At 71.8% G+C, this 16,700-nt stretch carries 16 protein-coding genes and 2 tRNA genes; 6 read left to right on the top strand and 12 right to left on the bottom strand.

Features of this window, described 5'->3' with window-relative positions:
* Together AB0H12_RS05575 and pdxR are read right to left on the bottom strand one after the other, a co-directional pair.
* Positions 1-1,068: a D-alanine--D-alanine ligase family protein gene (locus AB0H12_RS05575; RefSeq protein WP_230567743.1), complete on the bottom strand. Its 1,068-nt coding sequence runs from the start codon at positions 1,066-1,068 to the stop codon at positions 1-3.
* A gap of 234 nt (positions 1,069-1,302) precedes the next feature.
* Entirely contained in the window at positions 1,303-2,697 is a 1,395-nt protein-coding gene (gene pdxR / locus AB0H12_RS05570; protein ID WP_499621075.1) for a MocR-like pyridoxine biosynthesis transcription factor PdxR, read from the bottom strand.
* Positions 2,698-2,764: 67 nt separating this feature from the next.
* Here pdxR and AB0H12_RS05565 point away from each other — a divergent pair, with 67 nt between their 5' ends.
* Entirely contained in the window at positions 2,765-3,412 is a 648-nt protein-coding gene (locus tag AB0H12_RS05565) for a pyridoxamine 5'-phosphate oxidase family protein (protein ID WP_499621074.1), read from the top strand.
* Here AB0H12_RS05565 and AB0H12_RS05560 read toward each other — a convergent pair.
* The 4 genes from AB0H12_RS05560 to AB0H12_RS05545 all read right to left on the bottom strand — a co-directional run bounded on the left by AB0H12_RS05560 (position 3,396) and on the right by AB0H12_RS05545 (position 6,826).
* On the bottom strand, positions 3,396-3,863 hold the full coding sequence (locus tag AB0H12_RS05560; protein ID WP_499621073.1) for a cysteine dioxygenase: 468 nt from the start codon (positions 3,861-3,863) through the stop codon (positions 3,396-3,398). The two genes, AB0H12_RS05565 and AB0H12_RS05560, sit on opposite strands and share 17 nt — an antisense overlap.
* 200 nt (positions 3,864-4,063) lie before the next feature.
* On the bottom strand, positions 4,064-5,122 hold the full coding sequence (locus AB0H12_RS05555; RefSeq protein WP_499621072.1) for a cystathionine gamma-lyase: 1,059 nt from the start codon (positions 5,120-5,122) through the stop codon (positions 4,064-4,066).
* A complete protein-coding gene (locus AB0H12_RS05550) occupies positions 5,119-6,123 on the bottom strand; it encodes an NAD(P)H-dependent glycerol-3-phosphate dehydrogenase (protein ID WP_499621071.1) in 1,005 nt (334 codons plus the stop codon). Before AB0H12_RS05550 ends, AB0H12_RS05555 begins: the two co-directional genes overlap by 4 nt.
* 1 nt (position 6,124) lies before the next feature.
* The gene (locus AB0H12_RS05545) at positions 6,125-6,826 is read right to left on the bottom strand and encodes a lysophospholipid acyltransferase family protein (RefSeq protein WP_499621069.1); all 702 of its coding nucleotides are present in this window, start codon (positions 6,824-6,826) and stop codon (positions 6,125-6,127) included.
* Between the two features lie 110 nt (positions 6,827-6,936).
* On the opposite strand from AB0H12_RS05545, the gene cofC reads away from it, so the two are divergent.
* From cofC to AB0H12_RS05525, 4 genes are read left to right on the top strand one after another with little or no spacing between them, the layout of a single operon-like run.
* Positions 6,937-7,545, top strand: coding sequence for a 2-phospho-L-lactate guanylyltransferase (gene cofC, locus AB0H12_RS05540; protein ID WP_499621067.1), 609 nt, complete (start codon positions 6,937-6,939; stop codon positions 7,543-7,545).
* Positions 7,546-7,583: 38 nt separating this feature from the next.
* Positions 7,584-7,793, top strand: a complete 210-nt coding sequence (locus AB0H12_RS05535; protein WP_230567751.1) for a hypothetical protein — start codon at positions 7,584-7,586, stop codon at positions 7,791-7,793.
* Between the two features lie 59 nt (positions 7,794-7,852).
* Complete coding sequence (locus AB0H12_RS05530; RefSeq protein WP_499621066.1) at positions 7,853-10,153, top strand: RNA degradosome polyphosphate kinase; 2,301 nt, start codon at positions 7,853-7,855, stop codon at positions 10,151-10,153.
* Positions 10,150-11,073: an NUDIX hydrolase gene (locus AB0H12_RS05525; protein ID WP_499621065.1), complete on the top strand. Its 924-nt coding sequence runs from the start codon at positions 10,150-10,152 to the stop codon at positions 11,071-11,073. The genes AB0H12_RS05530 and AB0H12_RS05525 overlap by 4 nt, the downstream gene beginning before the upstream one ends.
* A 560-nt stretch (positions 11,074-11,633) precedes the next feature.
* Here the strand turns inward: AB0H12_RS05525 and AB0H12_RS05520 are convergent.
* The 3 genes from AB0H12_RS05520 to leuC all read right to left on the bottom strand — a co-directional run bounded on the left by AB0H12_RS05520 (position 11,634) and on the right by leuC (position 14,547).
* Positions 11,634-12,314 (bottom strand): HU family DNA-binding protein, encoded by a 681-nt coding sequence (locus AB0H12_RS05520; RefSeq protein ID WP_499621063.1) that lies wholly within the window; start codon positions 12,312-12,314, stop codon positions 11,634-11,636.
* Between the two features lie 209 nt (positions 12,315-12,523).
* Positions 12,524-13,126, bottom strand: coding sequence for a 3-isopropylmalate dehydratase small subunit (gene leuD / locus AB0H12_RS05515; RefSeq protein WP_230567755.1), 603 nt, complete (start codon positions 13,124-13,126; stop codon positions 12,524-12,526).
* A 17-nt stretch (positions 13,127-13,143) separates the two neighbouring features.
* Complete coding sequence (leuC, locus tag AB0H12_RS05510) at positions 13,144-14,547, bottom strand: 3-isopropylmalate dehydratase large subunit (protein WP_499621061.1); 1,404 nt, start codon at positions 14,545-14,547, stop codon at positions 13,144-13,146.
* Between the two features lie 71 nt (positions 14,548-14,618).
* Here leuC and AB0H12_RS05505 point away from each other — a divergent pair, with 71 nt between their 5' ends.
* The gene (locus AB0H12_RS05505; protein ID WP_230567757.1) at positions 14,619-15,320 is read left to right on the top strand and encodes an IclR family transcriptional regulator; all 702 of its coding nucleotides are present in this window, start codon (positions 14,619-14,621) and stop codon (positions 15,318-15,320) included.
* A gap of 297 nt (positions 15,321-15,617) precedes the next feature.
* Here AB0H12_RS05505 and AB0H12_RS05500 read toward each other — a convergent pair.
* The 3 genes from AB0H12_RS05500 to AB0H12_RS05490 all read right to left on the bottom strand — a co-directional run bounded on the left by AB0H12_RS05500 (position 15,618) and on the right by AB0H12_RS05490 (position 16,684).
* Positions 15,618-15,690, bottom strand: a tRNA-Glu gene (locus AB0H12_RS05500).
* A gap of 83 nt (positions 15,691-15,773) precedes the next feature.
* Positions 15,774-15,845, bottom strand: a tRNA-Gln gene (locus AB0H12_RS05495).
* Between the two features lie 101 nt (positions 15,846-15,946).
* The gene (locus AB0H12_RS05490) at positions 15,947-16,684 is read right to left on the bottom strand and encodes an HAD family hydrolase (RefSeq protein WP_499621060.1); all 738 of its coding nucleotides are present in this window, start codon (positions 16,682-16,684) and stop codon (positions 15,947-15,949) included.
* Positions 16,685-16,700: the final 16 nt, after the last annotated feature.

The following is a 16,700-nucleotide window of genomic DNA, read 5'->3' as shown; positions in this document are numbered from 1 at the left end:
CTAACGCAGTCCCGTGCCGCGGGCGATCGCGGTCTCGACCAACGTGGTCAGCAGCGTCGGGTAGTCCACGCCCGTCTCGGCCCACATGCGCGGGTACATCGAGATCGGCGTGAAGCCGGGCATGGTGTTGACCTCGTTGACCACGAGCTCGTCGTAGTCGGTGACGAAGAAGTCGACCCGGGCCAGGCCCTGGCAGTCCAGCGCGCGGAACGCGGCGACGGCCATCTCGCGCAGGTCGCGGGTGACGTGCTCGTCCAGCTTGGCGGGGATGTCGAACTCGCACACGTCGTCGAGGTACTTGGCGTCGAAGTCGTACCAGTCGACCGCGCCGCCGACGATGCGCAGCTCGGCGGGCAGCGACGCCTCGACCCGGCCGTCCGGGAACTCCAGCACGCCGCACTCGACCTCGCGGCCGGAGACGGCGGCCTCGATGATCACCTTCGGGTCGGTCTTGCGCGCCAGCGCGATCGCGCTGTCCAGGTGGGCCCAGTCGACGACCTTCGAGATGCCGACGGACGACCCGGCGCGCGCGGGCTTGACGAAGACGGGCAGCCCCAACCGTTCCCGGTCCCGTTCGGCCAGGGTCTCCTGCTCGCGGCGCAGCACGGCGAACTCGCCGACCGGCAGGCCCGCGCCCTTGAGCAGGCGCTTGGTGAACTCCTTGTCCATGGCGACCGCGCTGGCCAGCACACCCGGTCCCACGTACGGGATGTCGGCCAGCTCCAGCAGGCCCTGGATGGTGCCGTCCTCGCCCCACGCGCCGTGCAGCACGGGGAACACGACCTCGACGTCGGCCAGCACGTCGTTGGGCGCCACGGGCACCAGTTCGCTGCCGGACACGGGGACCAGCGCGTTGACGGTGGGCAGCTGCCGGTCGCGCACTTCGAGCGCCTTGGTGTCGTCGGCGCCGATCACCCACGCGCCCGTTTCGGTGATGCCGACGGGCACGACGTCGAACCTGTCCCGGTCCAGGTGCGGCAGGACACTGCCGGCGGACAGGCAGGAGACCATGTGCTCGCTGCTGCGCCCGCCGAACACCACGGCGACCTTGGTCTTGCGCTGTGTCATGGCTCGGACCCTACCCGGATGGCGTAACCGCCCACCCGCACCGGACACCCGAGCGTAGAACTCGGGGGTCCTGAGCGTTCGACACGCGGTACCTGAGCGTTCGACACGCGCGACGCGAACTTAGGACTCTCGCGCGTGTCCTACGTTCGCGCCCCGCGAGTCGTACCTCCAGGCCGCGCGTGTCGAACGCTCAGGTCGCGCGTGTCGAACGCTCAGGTACCCCGAGTTCTACGTTCAGGACGGGCGGGCGTGGGTGGCGAGGATGTGGATCAGGTCCGGGATCGCCGCCGTCAGCTGGTCGCGCGAGCAGGCGCTGTAGCCGATCGCGGCGCCGTGCACCTTCGGCCGGCCGGCGTGGTGGCGGCCGAGGCCGTCCAGCCGCAGGCCGCGGTCGTGCGCCTCGGCCAGCACGTCCCGCTCCGCCTGCGCCGACGGCAGCGGCACGACGATGTGCGCGCCGGCGTCGTCACCCAGCACGGGGATACCGGCGTCGGCGAACGCCGCAGACAGCAGCGCACGCCGTTCGGACAGCTCACGCCGGAGCTTGCGCAGGTGCCGCCCCAGGTCGCCGTTGCGCGCCAACTCGACCAGGATCCGTTGCCCCGCCGCGGACGGGCTGGTGCCGGTCCGGTCGCGGTGCGCCATCACCTCGGCGGCGATCGGCTCGGGCGCGACCATCCACCCCGCGCCCAGCGTCGGCGTGAGGATCTTGCTCGTCGTGCCCAGGTGCACCACCACGTCCGGCGCCAACGCCGCCAGCAACGGCAACGGCGCGACGTCGTACCGCAGCTCGCCGTCGTAGTCGTCCTCGACGACCAGCCACCCCTCCGCCCGCGCCCGCTCCACCAACGCCACCCGCCGCGCCGCCGACATCCGCCCGCCCATCGGGTACTGGTGCGCGGGCGAGCAGTACACCCCGCGAACCCCCGGCGGCACGGCCTCCACCAACAACCCCTCGGTGTCCACGGGCGCCTGCACGACCTTCACCCCGGCCGACCGCAACGCCCACACCGCCCGCTGGTACCCCGGCTCCTCCACCGCCACCACGTCACCCGGCCGCAGCACGGCCGACCCCAGCTCCACCAACGCCGCCGTGGTCCCGCCGGTCGCCAGCACCAACTCCTCCCGCAACCCGCCGCGCACCGCCAACCCCCGGTGCCGCAACAGGTGCTCCGCCACCACCGCCCGGTACTCCGGCAACCCGCCCCGCGCAGGCCGGAACAACGGCTGCACGTCCGCCGCCGCCCGCCACGCCCGCCGCCACGCCGCCCGGTCCAACCCCTCGGCCCACGGCGCGCCGGGCGCGAGGTCCACCACGTCCACCGGCACGGCGGGCGCCGCCACGCGCCGGGCCCGCGCCTTCAACGCACCCGGCGGCGTGGTCGTCACGTAGGTGCCCGACCCGTGGCGTCCTGCGATCCAGCCCTCGGCGTGCAACTGCTCGTATGCTGCCGCTGTCACGGTCCGGCTCACGCCGAGCCGCTCGGCCAACGCCCGGGTCGAGGGCAGCCGGTCACCGCTGCGCAGCCGCCCGTCACCCGCCGCCGCGCGCAGGGCGTCCGCGAGCTGGACGGCCAGCGGTTCGGCCGACTCGCGGTCCAACACCACCGCCAACGCCGTCTCCGCCACAGTGGCCTCCTCAAAACGCCAAGAATTGGCACTTGAAGAGGGCCACTTTACCGGACAAGCTCCTCCCATGACGTTGTCACCGACGGACCGCAGCACCATCAAGCGCGGGCGCAACCGCGCCGTCACCGAACGCGAGGCGCTGCACGCCGTCCTCGACGCCGCCCTCGTCTGCCACCTGGCCGTCGTAGTGGACGACGCGCCGCTCGTGCTGCCCACCGGCTACGGCCGCGACGGCGACACCCTCTACCTGCACGGCTCGACCGGCGCGCGCAGCCTCCGCGAGGCCGCCACCGGCGTGCCCGTGTGCGTCGCCGTCACGATCCTGGACGGCGTCGTCTACGCCCGCTCGGTGTTCGACCACTCGATGAACTACCGCGCCGCCGTCGTCCACGGCACCGCCGTCCCCGTCACCGACCCGGACGCCAAGCTGCACGCCCTGCGCGTGCTCACCGAGCACCTCGCGCCCGGCTCGTGGGACTACGCCCGCCTGCCGACGCCGAAGGAGCTGGCCGCGACCGCCGTGCTGTCGCTCGACCTGACCGAGGCGTCGGTGAAGATCCGCAGCGGCCCGCCCGGCGACGAGGACGAGGACGTCGCCGCCAACGCGCGCTGGGCGGGCGTGCTGCCGCTGCGCACCGCGTGGGGCGAGCCGGAGGCGGACCCGGCGCTGGTCGGCGACTGGGACGTCCCGCCGCACATCACCGCGCGGACGTAGTCCCCGAGACCGGGTCGAACCGCACCGGCCTCATGGTGCGCCCGCCGTCGCGGAACACGTGGATCGTGACGGCGGGGTCGACGCCGTCGTTGCGCACCTGGTGCGCGTACCCCGGCCCGAACACCCGCGACTGGCCCGCCACGAGGTGGTGCAGCACCTGGGTCGGGCCCGGCGTGACCACCTCCGTCAACGAGCCGCTGACCACGGTGAACGCGCCACTGGTGACGCCGTGGTCGTGCAGGTCGGCGTGCTGGCCGGGCAACCAGCTCATCAGCCACACCTCCTGCTCGTCGGTGCGGTCGACCAGCGCGGCGAAGCGGGTCTCCGGGTCGTAGCGGAGCAGGTGGGCCCAGCGCTCACGCCGTGCCGCCGTGTCGAGCGCGATCCGCACGGGGTGCAGCGCGACGTGCGACTGGGGCAGGGCGATGGTGTTCTCCGGAACGGCGAACATGATTCCTTCTCGGCACTCGGTGACGTGTGCGAGCCTCTCGGGCCCGCGGGACGCGGGACGATCACCGGGAAGGACAGAGCGCGCTGGCGACCAGGCGGAGGTCGATGTGACCCCGCCCGTCGGTCATGGCGCGAAAAGACATGGTGACGAGGGTGGCAGCCGGTTCGCCACCACGCAACCCCTCCCACGCAGTGGACCCGTCAGAGTGACCGGAGCACGTCCTCGACGAGATCGGCGGTGTCCTCGCAGCCCGCGGACAGCCGCACCAAGCCCTCGGGCACCGGGTCGCCCCACTGCGCCCGCCGGTCCAGGCTCGTGTGCAGGCCGCCGAAGCTCGTGCTCGCGAACACCAGCCGGGACCGCTCCAGGAAGGACGCCACCGCGCGCTCGTCCGCCAGCACGAACGTCAGCACCCCGCCGAACCGCCGCATCTGCCGCGACGCCACCTCGTGCGCCGGGTCCGCCGGGGCGCCGGGCCACCGCAGCCCGCTGACCGCCGGATGGCCGGCCAGCACCTCGTACAGCGCCGCCGCGTTCGCCGCCTGCCTGCTCAACCGCAGGTCGAGCGTGCCGAGACCCCGGTGCGCCAGCCACGCCTCGAACGGTCCGGGGATCGCGCCGCCGGTCGTCCGCGCCGCGCGCACCCGTTCCGCCAACTCCGGATCCGCCGTGGACACGTGGCCCAGCAGCACGTCGCTGTGCCCGGCGACGGCCTTCGTGTCGCTGCTCACCACCGCGTCCGCGCCGAGCAGCAGCGGCTGCTGCCCCAGCGGCGTCGCGGTCGTGTTGTCCACCGCCACCAGCGCGCCCGCCGCGTGCGCGGCCTGGACCAGCGCGGCGATGTCGCACACGTCCAGCCCGGGGTTCGACGGCGACTCCAGCAGCACCAACCGCACGCCCTCGAACGACGGGTACGGCCCGGCCGTCGGCACCTCCACCACCTTCACCGGCAGCTCGGCGGCCAACGTGCGCGTCAGGTAGTAGCCGTCGCTCGGCAGCGCCACCACGTCACCGGGCGCGAGCACGACCCTCAGCAACGTCGAGATCGCCGCCATCCCGGACGGGAACAGCACGGTCGTGCCGCCGTCCAGCTCGCCGAGCGCCACCTCCAACGCCCGCCACGTCGGGTTGTGCGCCCGCCCGTACGTGTCGGCGCCACCCAGGTGGTAGGCGGAGGCGAACACGGGACCGGCCAGGAACGGCTCACCCTGCACCGCCGGCGTCGAGTGCACGACTCGCGTGCCGTCACCCCAGGTCATTGCCGTTCCGCCTTCCGTTCGCGGCCGAGCAGCGCGGCCGTCAGCACGCGGGGGTCCAACCCCTCGTGGCACACCTGGTGCACGCCGTCGGTGATCGGCATGTCCACGCCGACGCGCGCGGCCAGCTCGCGGATCGACGAGCACGACTTCACGCCCTCGGCGACCTGGCCGTGCGCGGCCTCCTGCGCCTGCGCCAACGAGTCCCCGCGCCCCAGCCGTTCCCCGAACGACCGGTTGCGCGACAGCGGCGAGGCGCACGTGGCCACCAGGTCGCCCAGCCCGGCCAACCCGGCGAACGTCAGCGGGTCCGCGCCCAGCGCCGCGCCCAGCCGCGCCGTCTCGGCGAGACCGCGGGTGATGATCGAGGCCATCGTGTTGTCCCCGAACCCCATGCCCGCCGCCATGCCGCACGCCAGCGCGATCACGTTCTTGCACGCGCCGCCGAGCTCGCAGCCCACCACGTCGACGTTCGTGTACGGCCGGAAGTACGAGTTCGAGCACGCGTGCTGCAGCTCCACCGCGCGGTCGTGGTCGGTGCACGCGATGACCGTCGCGGTCGGCTGCTCGGCCGCGATCTCCTTGGCCAGGTTCGGCCCGGACACCACCGCGACCTGGTCCTCCGGCACACCGGCGACCTCGCGGATCACCTCGCTCATCCGCTTCAGCGTGCCCAGCTCGACGCCCTTGGCCAGGCTGACCAGCGTCGCACCCGCCGGCAGCCACGGCCGCCAGCCGCTCAGGTTCTCCCGCAACGTCTGGCTCGGCACCGCCAGCACCACGGCCCGCGCGCCGTCCAACGCCTTCTTCGCGTCCGACGTGGCGGTCAGGTTCGACGGCAGCGTCACGCCCGGCAGGTAGTCGGCGTTGACCCGCTCCGCCGAGATGGCGTCGGCCACGTCGGCGCGCCGCGCCCACAGCACCACGTCCGTGCCGGAGTCCGCGAGCACCTTCGCGAAAGCGGTGCCCCACGACCCGGCGCCCAGCACCGCGACCCGGTCCACGTCAAGCCTTCTTGGTGTAGAAGCCGTCGGGCGCCTGCTCCTCGCGGATGTCCGCGAGCAGGCCCTTCACGTCGTTCATCAGCACGTCGGTCACCTCGCGCAGCAGCGCCAGGTTCTGCGGCCTGCTCCGGTAGGCGTCCAGGTCGACCGGCGGGCCCACCTTCGTCACCACCGTCTTGCGCGGGAACGGCCGGAACTTCTTCCGGTAGTGGTCGTACACCTCGCGCGTGCCCCACCGCGCCGCGGGCAGCACCGGCACGTCGTGCTCCAACGCGAGCCGCGCCACCCCCGTCCGCGAGGCCATCGGCCAGCCGTCCGGGTCGCGCGTGATCGTGCCCTCGGGGTAGATGATGACGACCAGCCCCTGCTCCAAGGCTTCGTGCGCGGCGCGCAAGCTCTGCTGCGCGTCGGCCGTGCCCCGGTACACCGGGATCTGCCGCGCGCCCTTGACGACCATGCCGACGAACGGGACGTTCCACAGGCTGTGCTTGGCGAGGAAGTGCGGCACGCGCCCCTGCTTGTGCGTGAAGACGGCGTCGTAGACCGGGTCCAGGTGCGACACGTGGTTCATCACGATGAGCGCCCCGCCCGTCCTGGGCACCCACTCCGCGCCCTCGTTGCGCCGCCGCGCCATCAGCGCGGTCGCGGGGTAGAAGACCGCCGCGGCGAGCCCGACCCAGAAGCCGCCCTTCTCCTTGGCCACGTGCACTCCCTCTCCGTCGTGGACCTGGAGTCTTCCCCACGTCGCCAGGGGCGACAATCAGCCCTGAGGCCCCCTGGCCAGGTCCAGCAGGCATCCGGGAGTATGGCGGGGTGGGAGCCGACGTCGACCTGGTGGTCCCGGTCAAGACCCTGGAACGGGCCAAGACGCGGCTGGTCGGCACCCGGCTGGACCGGCCGGCGCTGGCCCTGGCCTTCGCGTTGGACACGATTTCCGCAGCCCTGCCGGCCGTCCGGCGTGTGTTGGCCGTCACGTCCGACCCGTCCGTCGTGGCGGAGCTGCGAGCGCTCGGCGTCGAGTCGATCCCCGGTCCCGAAGGCCTGAACGAAGCCCTGCGCCACGGCTCCACCGTCCTCCGGTCCCGCGACCCCGCTTCGGTGATCGGCGCCCTCCAAGCCGACCTGCCGGCACTTCGCACCACCGACCTCGCCGCCGCCCTGGCCACCGCCGACGGCCGCTCGTTCTGCCCGGACCGCCAGGGGACGGGAACGACCCTGCTGCTCTCCGCACCCGGCGGCGACCTCGCTCCGGCCTTCGGCGTGGGATCGGCCGCCGCCCACGCGGCCTCGGGCGCCACGCCCCTGCTGGGCCCGTGGCCGTCGCTGCGCCACGACGTCGACACCGCCGACGACTTGCGCCTCGCCGCGGACCTGGGCCTCGGCCCGCGCACCGCCGCCACCATCACCCTCGTCGGCGGCTGAGCCCCGCGGACCGCCTGCGGTCGACTACGTTCTGCCCCGTGACCCACCCCGCCAAACCCGAGCAGGCCACGGTGAGCGCCCATCACCCGGACGGCTCAGCCACCGTGCTGCGCGACGACGGCGTGCTGGTGGACGTGTCGGCCGAAGCCGTCGCCGAGGGCGGCTGGCGCTCGCTGCGCCCCGGCCAGCGGGTCACCCTCGTGCGGGATGCCGCCGGCGCCGTGCGAGGCGTGCTCCGCCCGGTGTGACGCGGAGTTCACTTCCTCGTCGGCTCAGCTCAGCGCACGGTCGCCCGTATTGGGGAACAATGCTGATCGTGAGCACGGACAACACTCCCGACCAGCCCGCGCCCAAGCGACGGACGAGGACGCCGCGGACCACGCCCGCCGCGAGCGCCCCCCGCCGCCGACCGCGCCCGGCCACCCGCCGCGGCGCCGCCGGCACCCGTGCGGGCACGACGGCGGCGCAGCAACCGGCTCAGCAACCGGCCGACGGCGCGACCCGGTCGTTCCCGAGCTCACCACCCGCGGTCACGGCCACCGAGGCCCAGGTCGACCTGCCCGACGACCGGTACTTCAACCGGGAGCTGTCCTGGTTGGACTTCAACGCCAGGGTGCTCGCGCTGGCCGAGGACGCCTCCCAGCCGTTGCTGGAGCGGGCGAAGTTCCTGGCCATCTTCGCGTCGAACCTGGACGAGTTCTACATGGTCCGGGTCGCGGGCCTGAAGCGCCGCGACGAGACCGGCCTCTCGGTGCGCAGCGCGGACGGGCTCACCCCGCGCGAGCAGCTGTCCAACATCTCCAAGCGCACCCAGGAGCTGGTCGAGCAGCACGCCAGGGCCTTCCTCGACCACATCCAGCCGGAGCTGGAGAAGCACGCCATCAGCATCGTCAACTGGGCGCAGTTGACCGACTTCGAGCAGTTGCGGCTGTCGAACTACTTCACCGACCAGGTGTTCCCGGTGCTCACGCCGCTGGCCGTGGACGCCGCGCACCCGTTCCCCTACATCTCCGGCCTCTCTCTGAACCTCGCCATCACCGTCCGCGACCCGGAGGGCGGCGCGGAGCGGTTCGCGCGCATCAAGGTGCCGGACAACGTGCCGCGCCTGGTCCGCGTGGAGAGCGACCGGACCAGCCCGACGGCGACCTTCCTGCCGTTGGAGGAGCTGATCGCGGCGCACCTGGGCGAGCTGTTCGCGGGCATGCAGGTCATCGAGTGCCACGCGTTCCGGGTGACCCGCAACGCCGACCTGGAGGTCGAGGAGGACCAGGACGAGGACCTGCTCAAGTCGTTGGAGCGGGAGCTGGCGCGCCGCCGGTTCGGGCCGCCGGTGCGGCTGGAGATCGCCGACGACATGACCGAGCACATGCTGGAACGGCTGCTGCGCGAGCTGGAGGTCGACCCGCACGACGTCGTCCAGGTGCCCGGACTGCTCGACCTGTCCTGCCTGTGGCAGCTCTACAGCGTGGACCGCAAGCAGCTCAAGGACGCGCCGTTCGTGCCCGCGACGCACTCGGCGTTCGGCGAACGTGAGACGCCCAAGAGCATCTTCGCCACCCTCCGGGAGGGCGACGTGCTGGTGCACCACCCGTACGACTCGTTCTCCACGTCCGTCCAGCGGTTCATCGAGCAGGCGGCGGCCGACCCGCGCGTGCTGGCCATCAAGCAGACGCTGTACCGCACGTCGGGCGACTCCCCGATCGTCGACGCGCTGATCGACGCGGCCGAGGCGGGCAAGCAGGTCGTGGCGCTGGTGGAGATCAAGGCGCGGTTCGACGAGCAGGCGAACATCAAGTGGGCGCGTGCGCTGGAGAAGGCGGGCGTGCACGTCGTCTACGGCCTGATGGGGCTCAAGACGCACTGCAAGACCTCCTTGGTGGTGCGGCAGGAGGGCTCGCGGATCCAGCGGTACTGCCACATCGGCACCGGCAACTACAACCCGAAGACGGCCCGGCTGTACGAGGACATCGGCATCCTCACCGCCGAGCCGACCATCGGCGCGGACCTCACCGACCTGTTCAACGTGCTCACCGGGTACGCCCGGCAGGACCACTACCGCAGCCTCCTCGTCGCGCCCTACGGCGTGCGGCGGGGGATCGTGGAGCGCATCGAGCGTGAGATCGAGCACGCGCGGGCGGGCGCGCCGGCCGGTGTGCGCATCAAGGTGAACTCGCTGGTGGACGAGCAGGTCATCGACTCGCTGTACCGGGCGTCGCAGGCCGGGGTGCGGGTGGACGTGGTCGTGCGCGGGGTGTGCGCGTTGAAGCCGGGCATCAAGGGGCTGTCGGAGAACATCCACGTCCGGTCCATCCTGGGCCGGTTCCTGGAGCACTCGCGGGTGTTCCACTTCGTCGGCTCGGCCGAGCACTGGATCGGCAGCGCCGACATGATGCACCGCAACCTGGACCGGCGGGTCGAGGTGCAGCTGCGGGTGACCGACCCGAAGCTCACCGCGCAGCTCGACGCGATGATGGACTCGGCGCTGGAGCCGACCACGCGGTGCTGGGTGCTGCAGCCGGACGGCGAGTGGGAGGCGTCGCCTGCGGACGGCACCAGGGTGCGCGACCACCAGACCGAGATGCTGCGCAACCACCGCGCGATCGGGTGAGTCGTTTGATCCGGGCAGCCGGCGCCGTGCTGTGGCGCGAGGGTTCCGTGGCGGTCGTGCACCGGCCGCGTTATGACGATTGGTCCCTGCCCAAGGGCAAGGTGGACCCCGGCGAGACCGTGCCCGCGGCGGCGGTGCGGGAGGTGCTGGAGGAGACCGGGTTCCACGCCGTGCTGGGGCGGTACCTGTGCCAGGTGTCGTACCGGGCTTTCGGCAAGCCGAAGGTCGTGGACTACTTCAGCGCGCAGGTCGCGTCGGGTGCGTTCGCGCCGAACGACGAGGTGGACGAGCTGCGGTGGGTGCCGTTCGCCGAGGCGGCCTCGCTGGTGACGTCCGACACCGACCGTTCGGTGCTGGCGGCGTTCACGGCGGAGCCCTCGGATCTCGCGACGGTGTTGCTGGTGCGGCACGCGAAGGCCGGCAAGCGCGACCACTGGCCGGGTGACGACGACCTGCGGCCGTTGAGCTCGGCGGGGTGGCGGCAGGCGGGCGGGTTGCGGTCGATGCTGCCGTTGTGGGGGCCCGCGCGGGTGCACTCCGCGCCTCGGGTGCGGTGCGTGGAGACCGTTCAGGGGGTGGCGGAGGACTTGGGCGTCGGCGTGCTGCTGGAGCCGCGGTTGTCCGAGGAGGGGTACTGGCCGGACCGCGAGGCCGGGTTGGTGCGCCTGCTGGAGATCGCGGACGGGGCCGGGACGCCGGTCGTGTGCAGCCAGGGCGGCGTGATCCCGGACGTCGTCTCCACCCTCGCCGACCTGGGCGGCCTGTCGTTGGGCGGCACGCCCTGCAAGAAGGGCAGCGCGTGGCTGCTGGCGTTCCGCCGGCCGGAGCCGGGCTGGTCCACTTCGGACTCGCACCGGTCCTGGCCGCGTCTCGTCTCGGCCCGCTACTTCCCCACCGCGCTGGCCGCCCCCACCGCCTGACCCACCGCCCCGATCCCTGACCTGATTGCCGGCCCACTAGTCCGGTCGGGTCACGCCGGGAGTTCGTTCGAGCACGGTGAGTTCTCCACAGGCGGCCCGAACTACGCCGAAATCGTCAGACTGAGCCGGCAGCATGAAAACCGGGGAGCCCCCGGCGGGGACCCTGCGAAGCATCTCCACCACGCAGGCGCCGGTGTCGAGCCTGGCACCACGCCCCGCCGGACTGCTCTATCCGAGTGGCCGAACACACACGGGTCCGAGCCGCACCCACCCGTTCCGAGCGTTGAACTCGGGGGTCTTGAACGTAGGACACACGCGTTCTGAACGGAGGACACGCGGGTTCTGGACCTAGGACACGCGGGTGGGGAGGACGTGCGGGAGAGGGGTTCGGGGTTCCGACGTGAAGAGCCCGTCCGCACGGGCGCGGAAACGGGGCTCAGAACGCCTGTGCCGAGCCGAACCCGATGCCAAGGGGTAGACAGCGCTCAGGGCCCGGTGCGCGTCCGCACCGGGCCCTGAGCGTGTGTTGCGTGCCTGGCCGGTGATCAACCGGCCCGACTTCACTTCTTCTTGGCCGGGGCCTTCTTCGCCGCGGGCTTCGCGGCTGCGGCCGTGGTGGCCTTCGCCGTCGTCGCCTTGGCCGTGGTGGCCTTCTTGGCCGCCGCGGGCTTCGCCGCGGTCGCCTTCGCCGTCGTCGCCTTCGCGGCGGTGGCCTTGGTCGCGGTGCTCTTGGCAGGCGCGGCCTTGGTGGCGGTGGCGGCGGGCTTCGCAGCCGCGGCGGTCCGGCGGGTCGCCGGCGCCTTGGTGGCTGCCGCAGCAGCACGCGTGGCCGTGCCGGTGCTGCGCGTCGCGCGCGCAGTGGTGGCACGAGCGGTGGTGCTGCGGGTCGCCGGCGCCTTCGTCGCGGCGGCCGGCTTGGCCGCCGCAGCGGCAGCGGGCTTGGCGGCCGTGACGCGCGGCAGCTTCTTCGTGCCGCTGATGACGTCCTTGAACGTCGAACCCGCGCGGAACGCGGGAACGTTGGTCTTCTTGACCTTCACGGTCTCACCGGTGCGCGGGTTGCGAGCGGTGCGCGCCGCACGGGCACGCTTCTCGAAGACACCGAAACCGGTGATGTTGACCTTCTCGCCCTTGTGGACGCTGCGGACGATGACGTCGACGATGCCGTCGACAGCGGCAGCGGCGTTCTTCTTGTCGCCAAGGCGCTCGGCGAGCGCCTCGATGAGCTGGGCCTTGTTCACCTTCAGTCCCTCCCAGGACGCTCACGGCCCTAGTCGGGCCGACTGATTGCCCACGGTAAGCCCATATGCAAGGAAATACCAATCGCCACGCCAGATTTCTTGTTGTGGCGTGGGCAATTACGACCTGTCGAGGGACACCCGGGCGGCCGGCGGAGGGATCGAAGGGGCCGGATTCCCGCTGTTCGGGGGGAATCCGACCCCTTCGCCGGTCACCCCGCGGGCAGCGGATCGGTAGTCGGCAACCAACCCTGCCTGCGCTGCTCGAACTCCGTGATGTCGTCGGCGTGCCGGAGGGTCAGGGCGATGTCGTCCAATCCCTCCAGCAGCCGCCAGCGGGTGTACTCGTCGACGGTGAAGGGGGCGGTGAAGTCCTTCGCCACAACCGTGTTCGCGGTGAGGTCGACGGTCACCTCGGTGCCGGGCTCGTTCTCGAGCAGCTTCCACAGCAATTCGACATCGGACTGCTCGCACTGGGCCGCCACGAGGCCCTGCTTGCCCGCGTTGCCCCGGAAGATGTCGGCGAACCGGGACGAGATGACCACCCGGAAGCCGTAATCCATGAGCGCCCACACGGCGTGCTCGCGGGACGACCCGGTGCCGAAATCGGGCCCGGCGACGAGCACGCTGCCCGCCCGGAACGCTTCCTGGTTGAGCACGAACTGCTCGTCACCGCGCCAGGCGGCGAACAGGCCGTCCTCGAAGCCCGTGCGGGTCACGCGCTTGAGGTAGACGGCCGGGATGATCTGGTCGGTGTCCACGTTGGACCTGCGCAGCGGAACGCCGACCCCGGTGTGCCTGGTGAACGCATCCATGTTCGGTGAGACTCCCTTCAGACCAGGTCGGCGGGCGACGACAGCGTGCCGCGGACGGCGGTGGCGGCGGCCACGAGTGGCGAAACCAGGTGGGTGCGCCCACCCTTGCCCTGCCTGCCCTCGAAGTTGCGGTTGGAGGTCGACGCGCTGCGCTCGCCCGGCTTGAGCTGGTCCGGGTTCATGCCCAGGCACATCGAGCAACCGGCCTGGCGCCACTCGGCGCCGGCCGCCAAGAACACTTCGTGCAGCCCTTCGGTCTCGGCCTGCGCGCGGACCCGCATGGACCCGGGCACGACGAGCATCCGCACGCCGTCGGCGACCTTGTGGCCGCGCAGGACGTCCGCCGCCGCGCGCAGGTCCTCGATCCGGCCGTTGGTGCACGAGCCGAGGAACACCGTGTCGACGTGGATGTCGCGCAGCGGGGTGCCCGGCTCCAGCCCCATGTAGGTCAGCGCCTTCTCGGCGGCCACGCGCTCGTTCTCGTCGACGATGGTCTCGGGGTCCGGCACGGCGGCGCCCAGCGGCAGGCCCTGGCCCGGGTTGGTGCCCCAGGTGACGAACGGCGTGAGCTCGTCGGCGTCGAGGCGGACCTCGGCGTCGAACTCGGCGTCGTCGTCGGTGCGCAGGGTCTTCCAGTACTCGACGGCCGCGTCCCAGTCCGCACCCGACGGCGCGTGCGGGCGGCCCTCGATGTAGTCGAACGTGGTCTGGTCCGGCGCGATCATCCCCGCGCGGGCGCCCGCCTCGATCGACATGTTGCACACGGTCATGCGCGCTTCCATGGACAGCGCCTCGATCGCGCTGCCCCGGTACTCCAGGACGTAGCCCTGGCCGCCGCCGGTGCCGATCTTCGCGATCACCGCGAGGATGATGTCCTTCGCCGTGACACCGGGCTGCAACGCGCCGTCGATCGTGACGGCCATGGTCTTGAACGGCCGCAGCGGCAGCGTCTGGGTGGCCATCACGTGCTCCACCTCGGACGTGCCGATGCCGAACGCCAACGCGCCGAACGCGCCGTGCGTCGACGTGTGGCTGTCACCGCAGACGACCGTCATGCCGGGCTGGGTGAGGCCCAGCTGCGGGCCGACGACGTGCACGATGCCCTGCTCGGCGTCGCCCATCGGGTGCAGCCGCACGCCGAACTCCGCGCAGTTCTTGCGCAGCGTCTCGACCTGCGTGCGCGAGACCGGGTCGGCGATGGGGAGCTCGATGTCGATCGTCGGGACGTTGTGGTCCTCGGTGGCGATCGTGAGGTCCGGGCGGCGGAGCCCTCGCCCCGCCAGGCGCAGGCCGTCGAACGCCTGCGGGCTGGTCACTTCATGCAGCAGGTGGAGGTCGATGTAGAGCAGGTCCGGCTCCGCGCCACTGCCGTGGCGCACGACGTGTGCTTCCCACACCTTCTCCGCGAGCGTGCGGCTCATCGCAACTCTCCCAAGATCTGGACAGTCGATAGATCTGGACTTCCCAGACAGTGGGAAGTTAGTATCGGCTTGTGGGACAGCATAGCGGGATCGGCGTGCTCGACAAGGCAGTGGCCGTCTTGAACGCCGTCGCAAAGGATCCGTGTGGGCTCGCCGAGTTGTGCAACCGGACGGGCTTGCCGAGGGCTACCGCGCACAGGTTGGCGGTCGGGCTCGAGGTGCACCGGTTGCTGCGACGGGGTTCCGACGGCCGCTGGCGCCCGGGCGCGGCACTGGCGGAGTTGGCGGGCGGGGCCACCGACCCGCTGCTCGACGCGGCGTCCTCGGTGTTGCCGAGGTTGCGCGACATCACGGGCGAGAGCGTCCAGTTGTACCGACGGGACGGGATGCAGCGGATCTGCGTGTCCTCCGCGGAACCACCGAGTGGTTTGCGCGACACCGTGCCGATCGGCGCGCGATTGCCGATGACGGCGGGATCCGGCGCGAAGGTATTGGCGGCGTGGGCCGATCCGGGAACTCAACGTTCCGTTCTCGCCGACGCCGTTTACGGCGAGCGCACATTGTTGGAAGTCCGCCGCCGCGGTTGGGCGCAGTCGGTGGCGGAACGGGAACCGGGAGTGGCGTCTGTTTCCGCGCCGGTGCGCGACAGCACGGGCACGGTGGTCGCCGCGGTATCCGTTTCCGGCCCCATCGACCGCATGGGCCGCCGCCCGGGCGCCCGCTGGGCCGCCGACCTCCTGGCCGCCGCCGAGGCCCTCCAGTCCCGCCTCTGACGCCCAGGCAACCCGCCGCCCTGCCCAGCCGGGCTCGGCCCGCCTACCGGCCTTGGATCGCCCCCGTCACCAGCACCTGGCGGGGGCACCACCCACTCACCGGGTGCCACCGCCGCAGGCGCCAATCCAACTCGCCGCGGTGCCAACCGCCGGCGGCCCACCGACCGAACACAGTGCCAGCCGGTGCCGGGGGTGCAGGGGGCGAAGCCCTCCTGCGCGGGCCCGGGGGCCGCGCACCCGGTGCAAATGCGAAAGATCCCCGTTTCGCTGACGCGAAACGGGGATCTCCCTGATCTGTAGCCCCGATGGGATTCGAACCCACGCTACCGCCTTGAGAGGGCGGCGTCCTAGGCCGCTAGACGACGGGGCCAGGAACTTTTCGATGTTCACTTTATCATGTCTTGCTGTCCTGCGTTGCGAGTAGCTTACCACACTTGATTTGCCACTTCGCAGCTGGGGTACCAGGACTCGAACCTAGACTAACTGAACCAGAATCAGTCGTGCTGCCAATTACACCATACCCCATTGGATTCCCGGTTCGACTCCCTGCCGGTCCTGCTCAGGGGGCCTCTCCGTTCCGCCGGGAGGAATACTAGACCACGTACCCGGCGGAACGGAAATCGGGGTCACGCCGAGGCGGTCGAGAGCTCGCAGACCAGGAGTTCCGGCAGCTCAGCGAGGCTGCTGATGGCGGAGATGCCGGCGGGCAGCGCGCCTTCGCGGGGGCCCTCGCGGTTCAGCCACACGCCCTTCATGCCGGCGTCGCGCGCGCCGATCGCGTCGGCGTGCAGGCGGTCGCCGATGTGCACCGTGTCACCCAGGTCGACGCCGAGGTCCGCGCACGCGGTGTCGAAGATCACCCGGTCCGGTTTCGCCGCGCCGACCTCGCCGGCGATGAGGACCGTGTCGAAGTACTGCGCGAGCCCCAGCGAGGCGATCTTCACCCGCTGGTGGCGCCCTGAGGCGTTGCTCACGGCCGCCATGGGCAGACCGGTGGCCCGCAGCCACTCCAGGCACGGCACGACGTCCGGGAACAACCGCCAGCCGGACGCGAGGACTTCCTGCCGCCGCAGTTCCCGGCGGGTCGCCTCGTCCTCGTCCAACTCCTCGCCCAGGGCCGCGAAGAAGGCGCGGGTGCGGATGTTGCGCATCGTCTCGTACTCGAGCTCGCCGGCGAGGAGGCGTTCGCAGTGCTCGTCCGTGATGCGCTGCCACAGCGGCCAGGCGTCGGCGTTGCCGACCATCGCGGCCAGGGCGGCCCGGGACGAGGTGCTGTAGTCGACGAGGGTGTCGTCGACGTCGAGGCACACGGCCCGGATCTCGCCGGTTCTCCGAGGGGTGAAAGTCGGGGCTGCGGTTGTCACCCCGTGAGGCTAGGTG

Source organism: Actinosynnema sp. NPDC023794 (assembly GCF_040639675.1).
GTDB lineage: Bacteria > Actinomycetota > Actinomycetes > Mycobacteriales > Pseudonocardiaceae > Actinosynnema > Actinosynnema luteola.
This window is presented reverse-complemented; position numbering and strand designations above follow the sequence as displayed.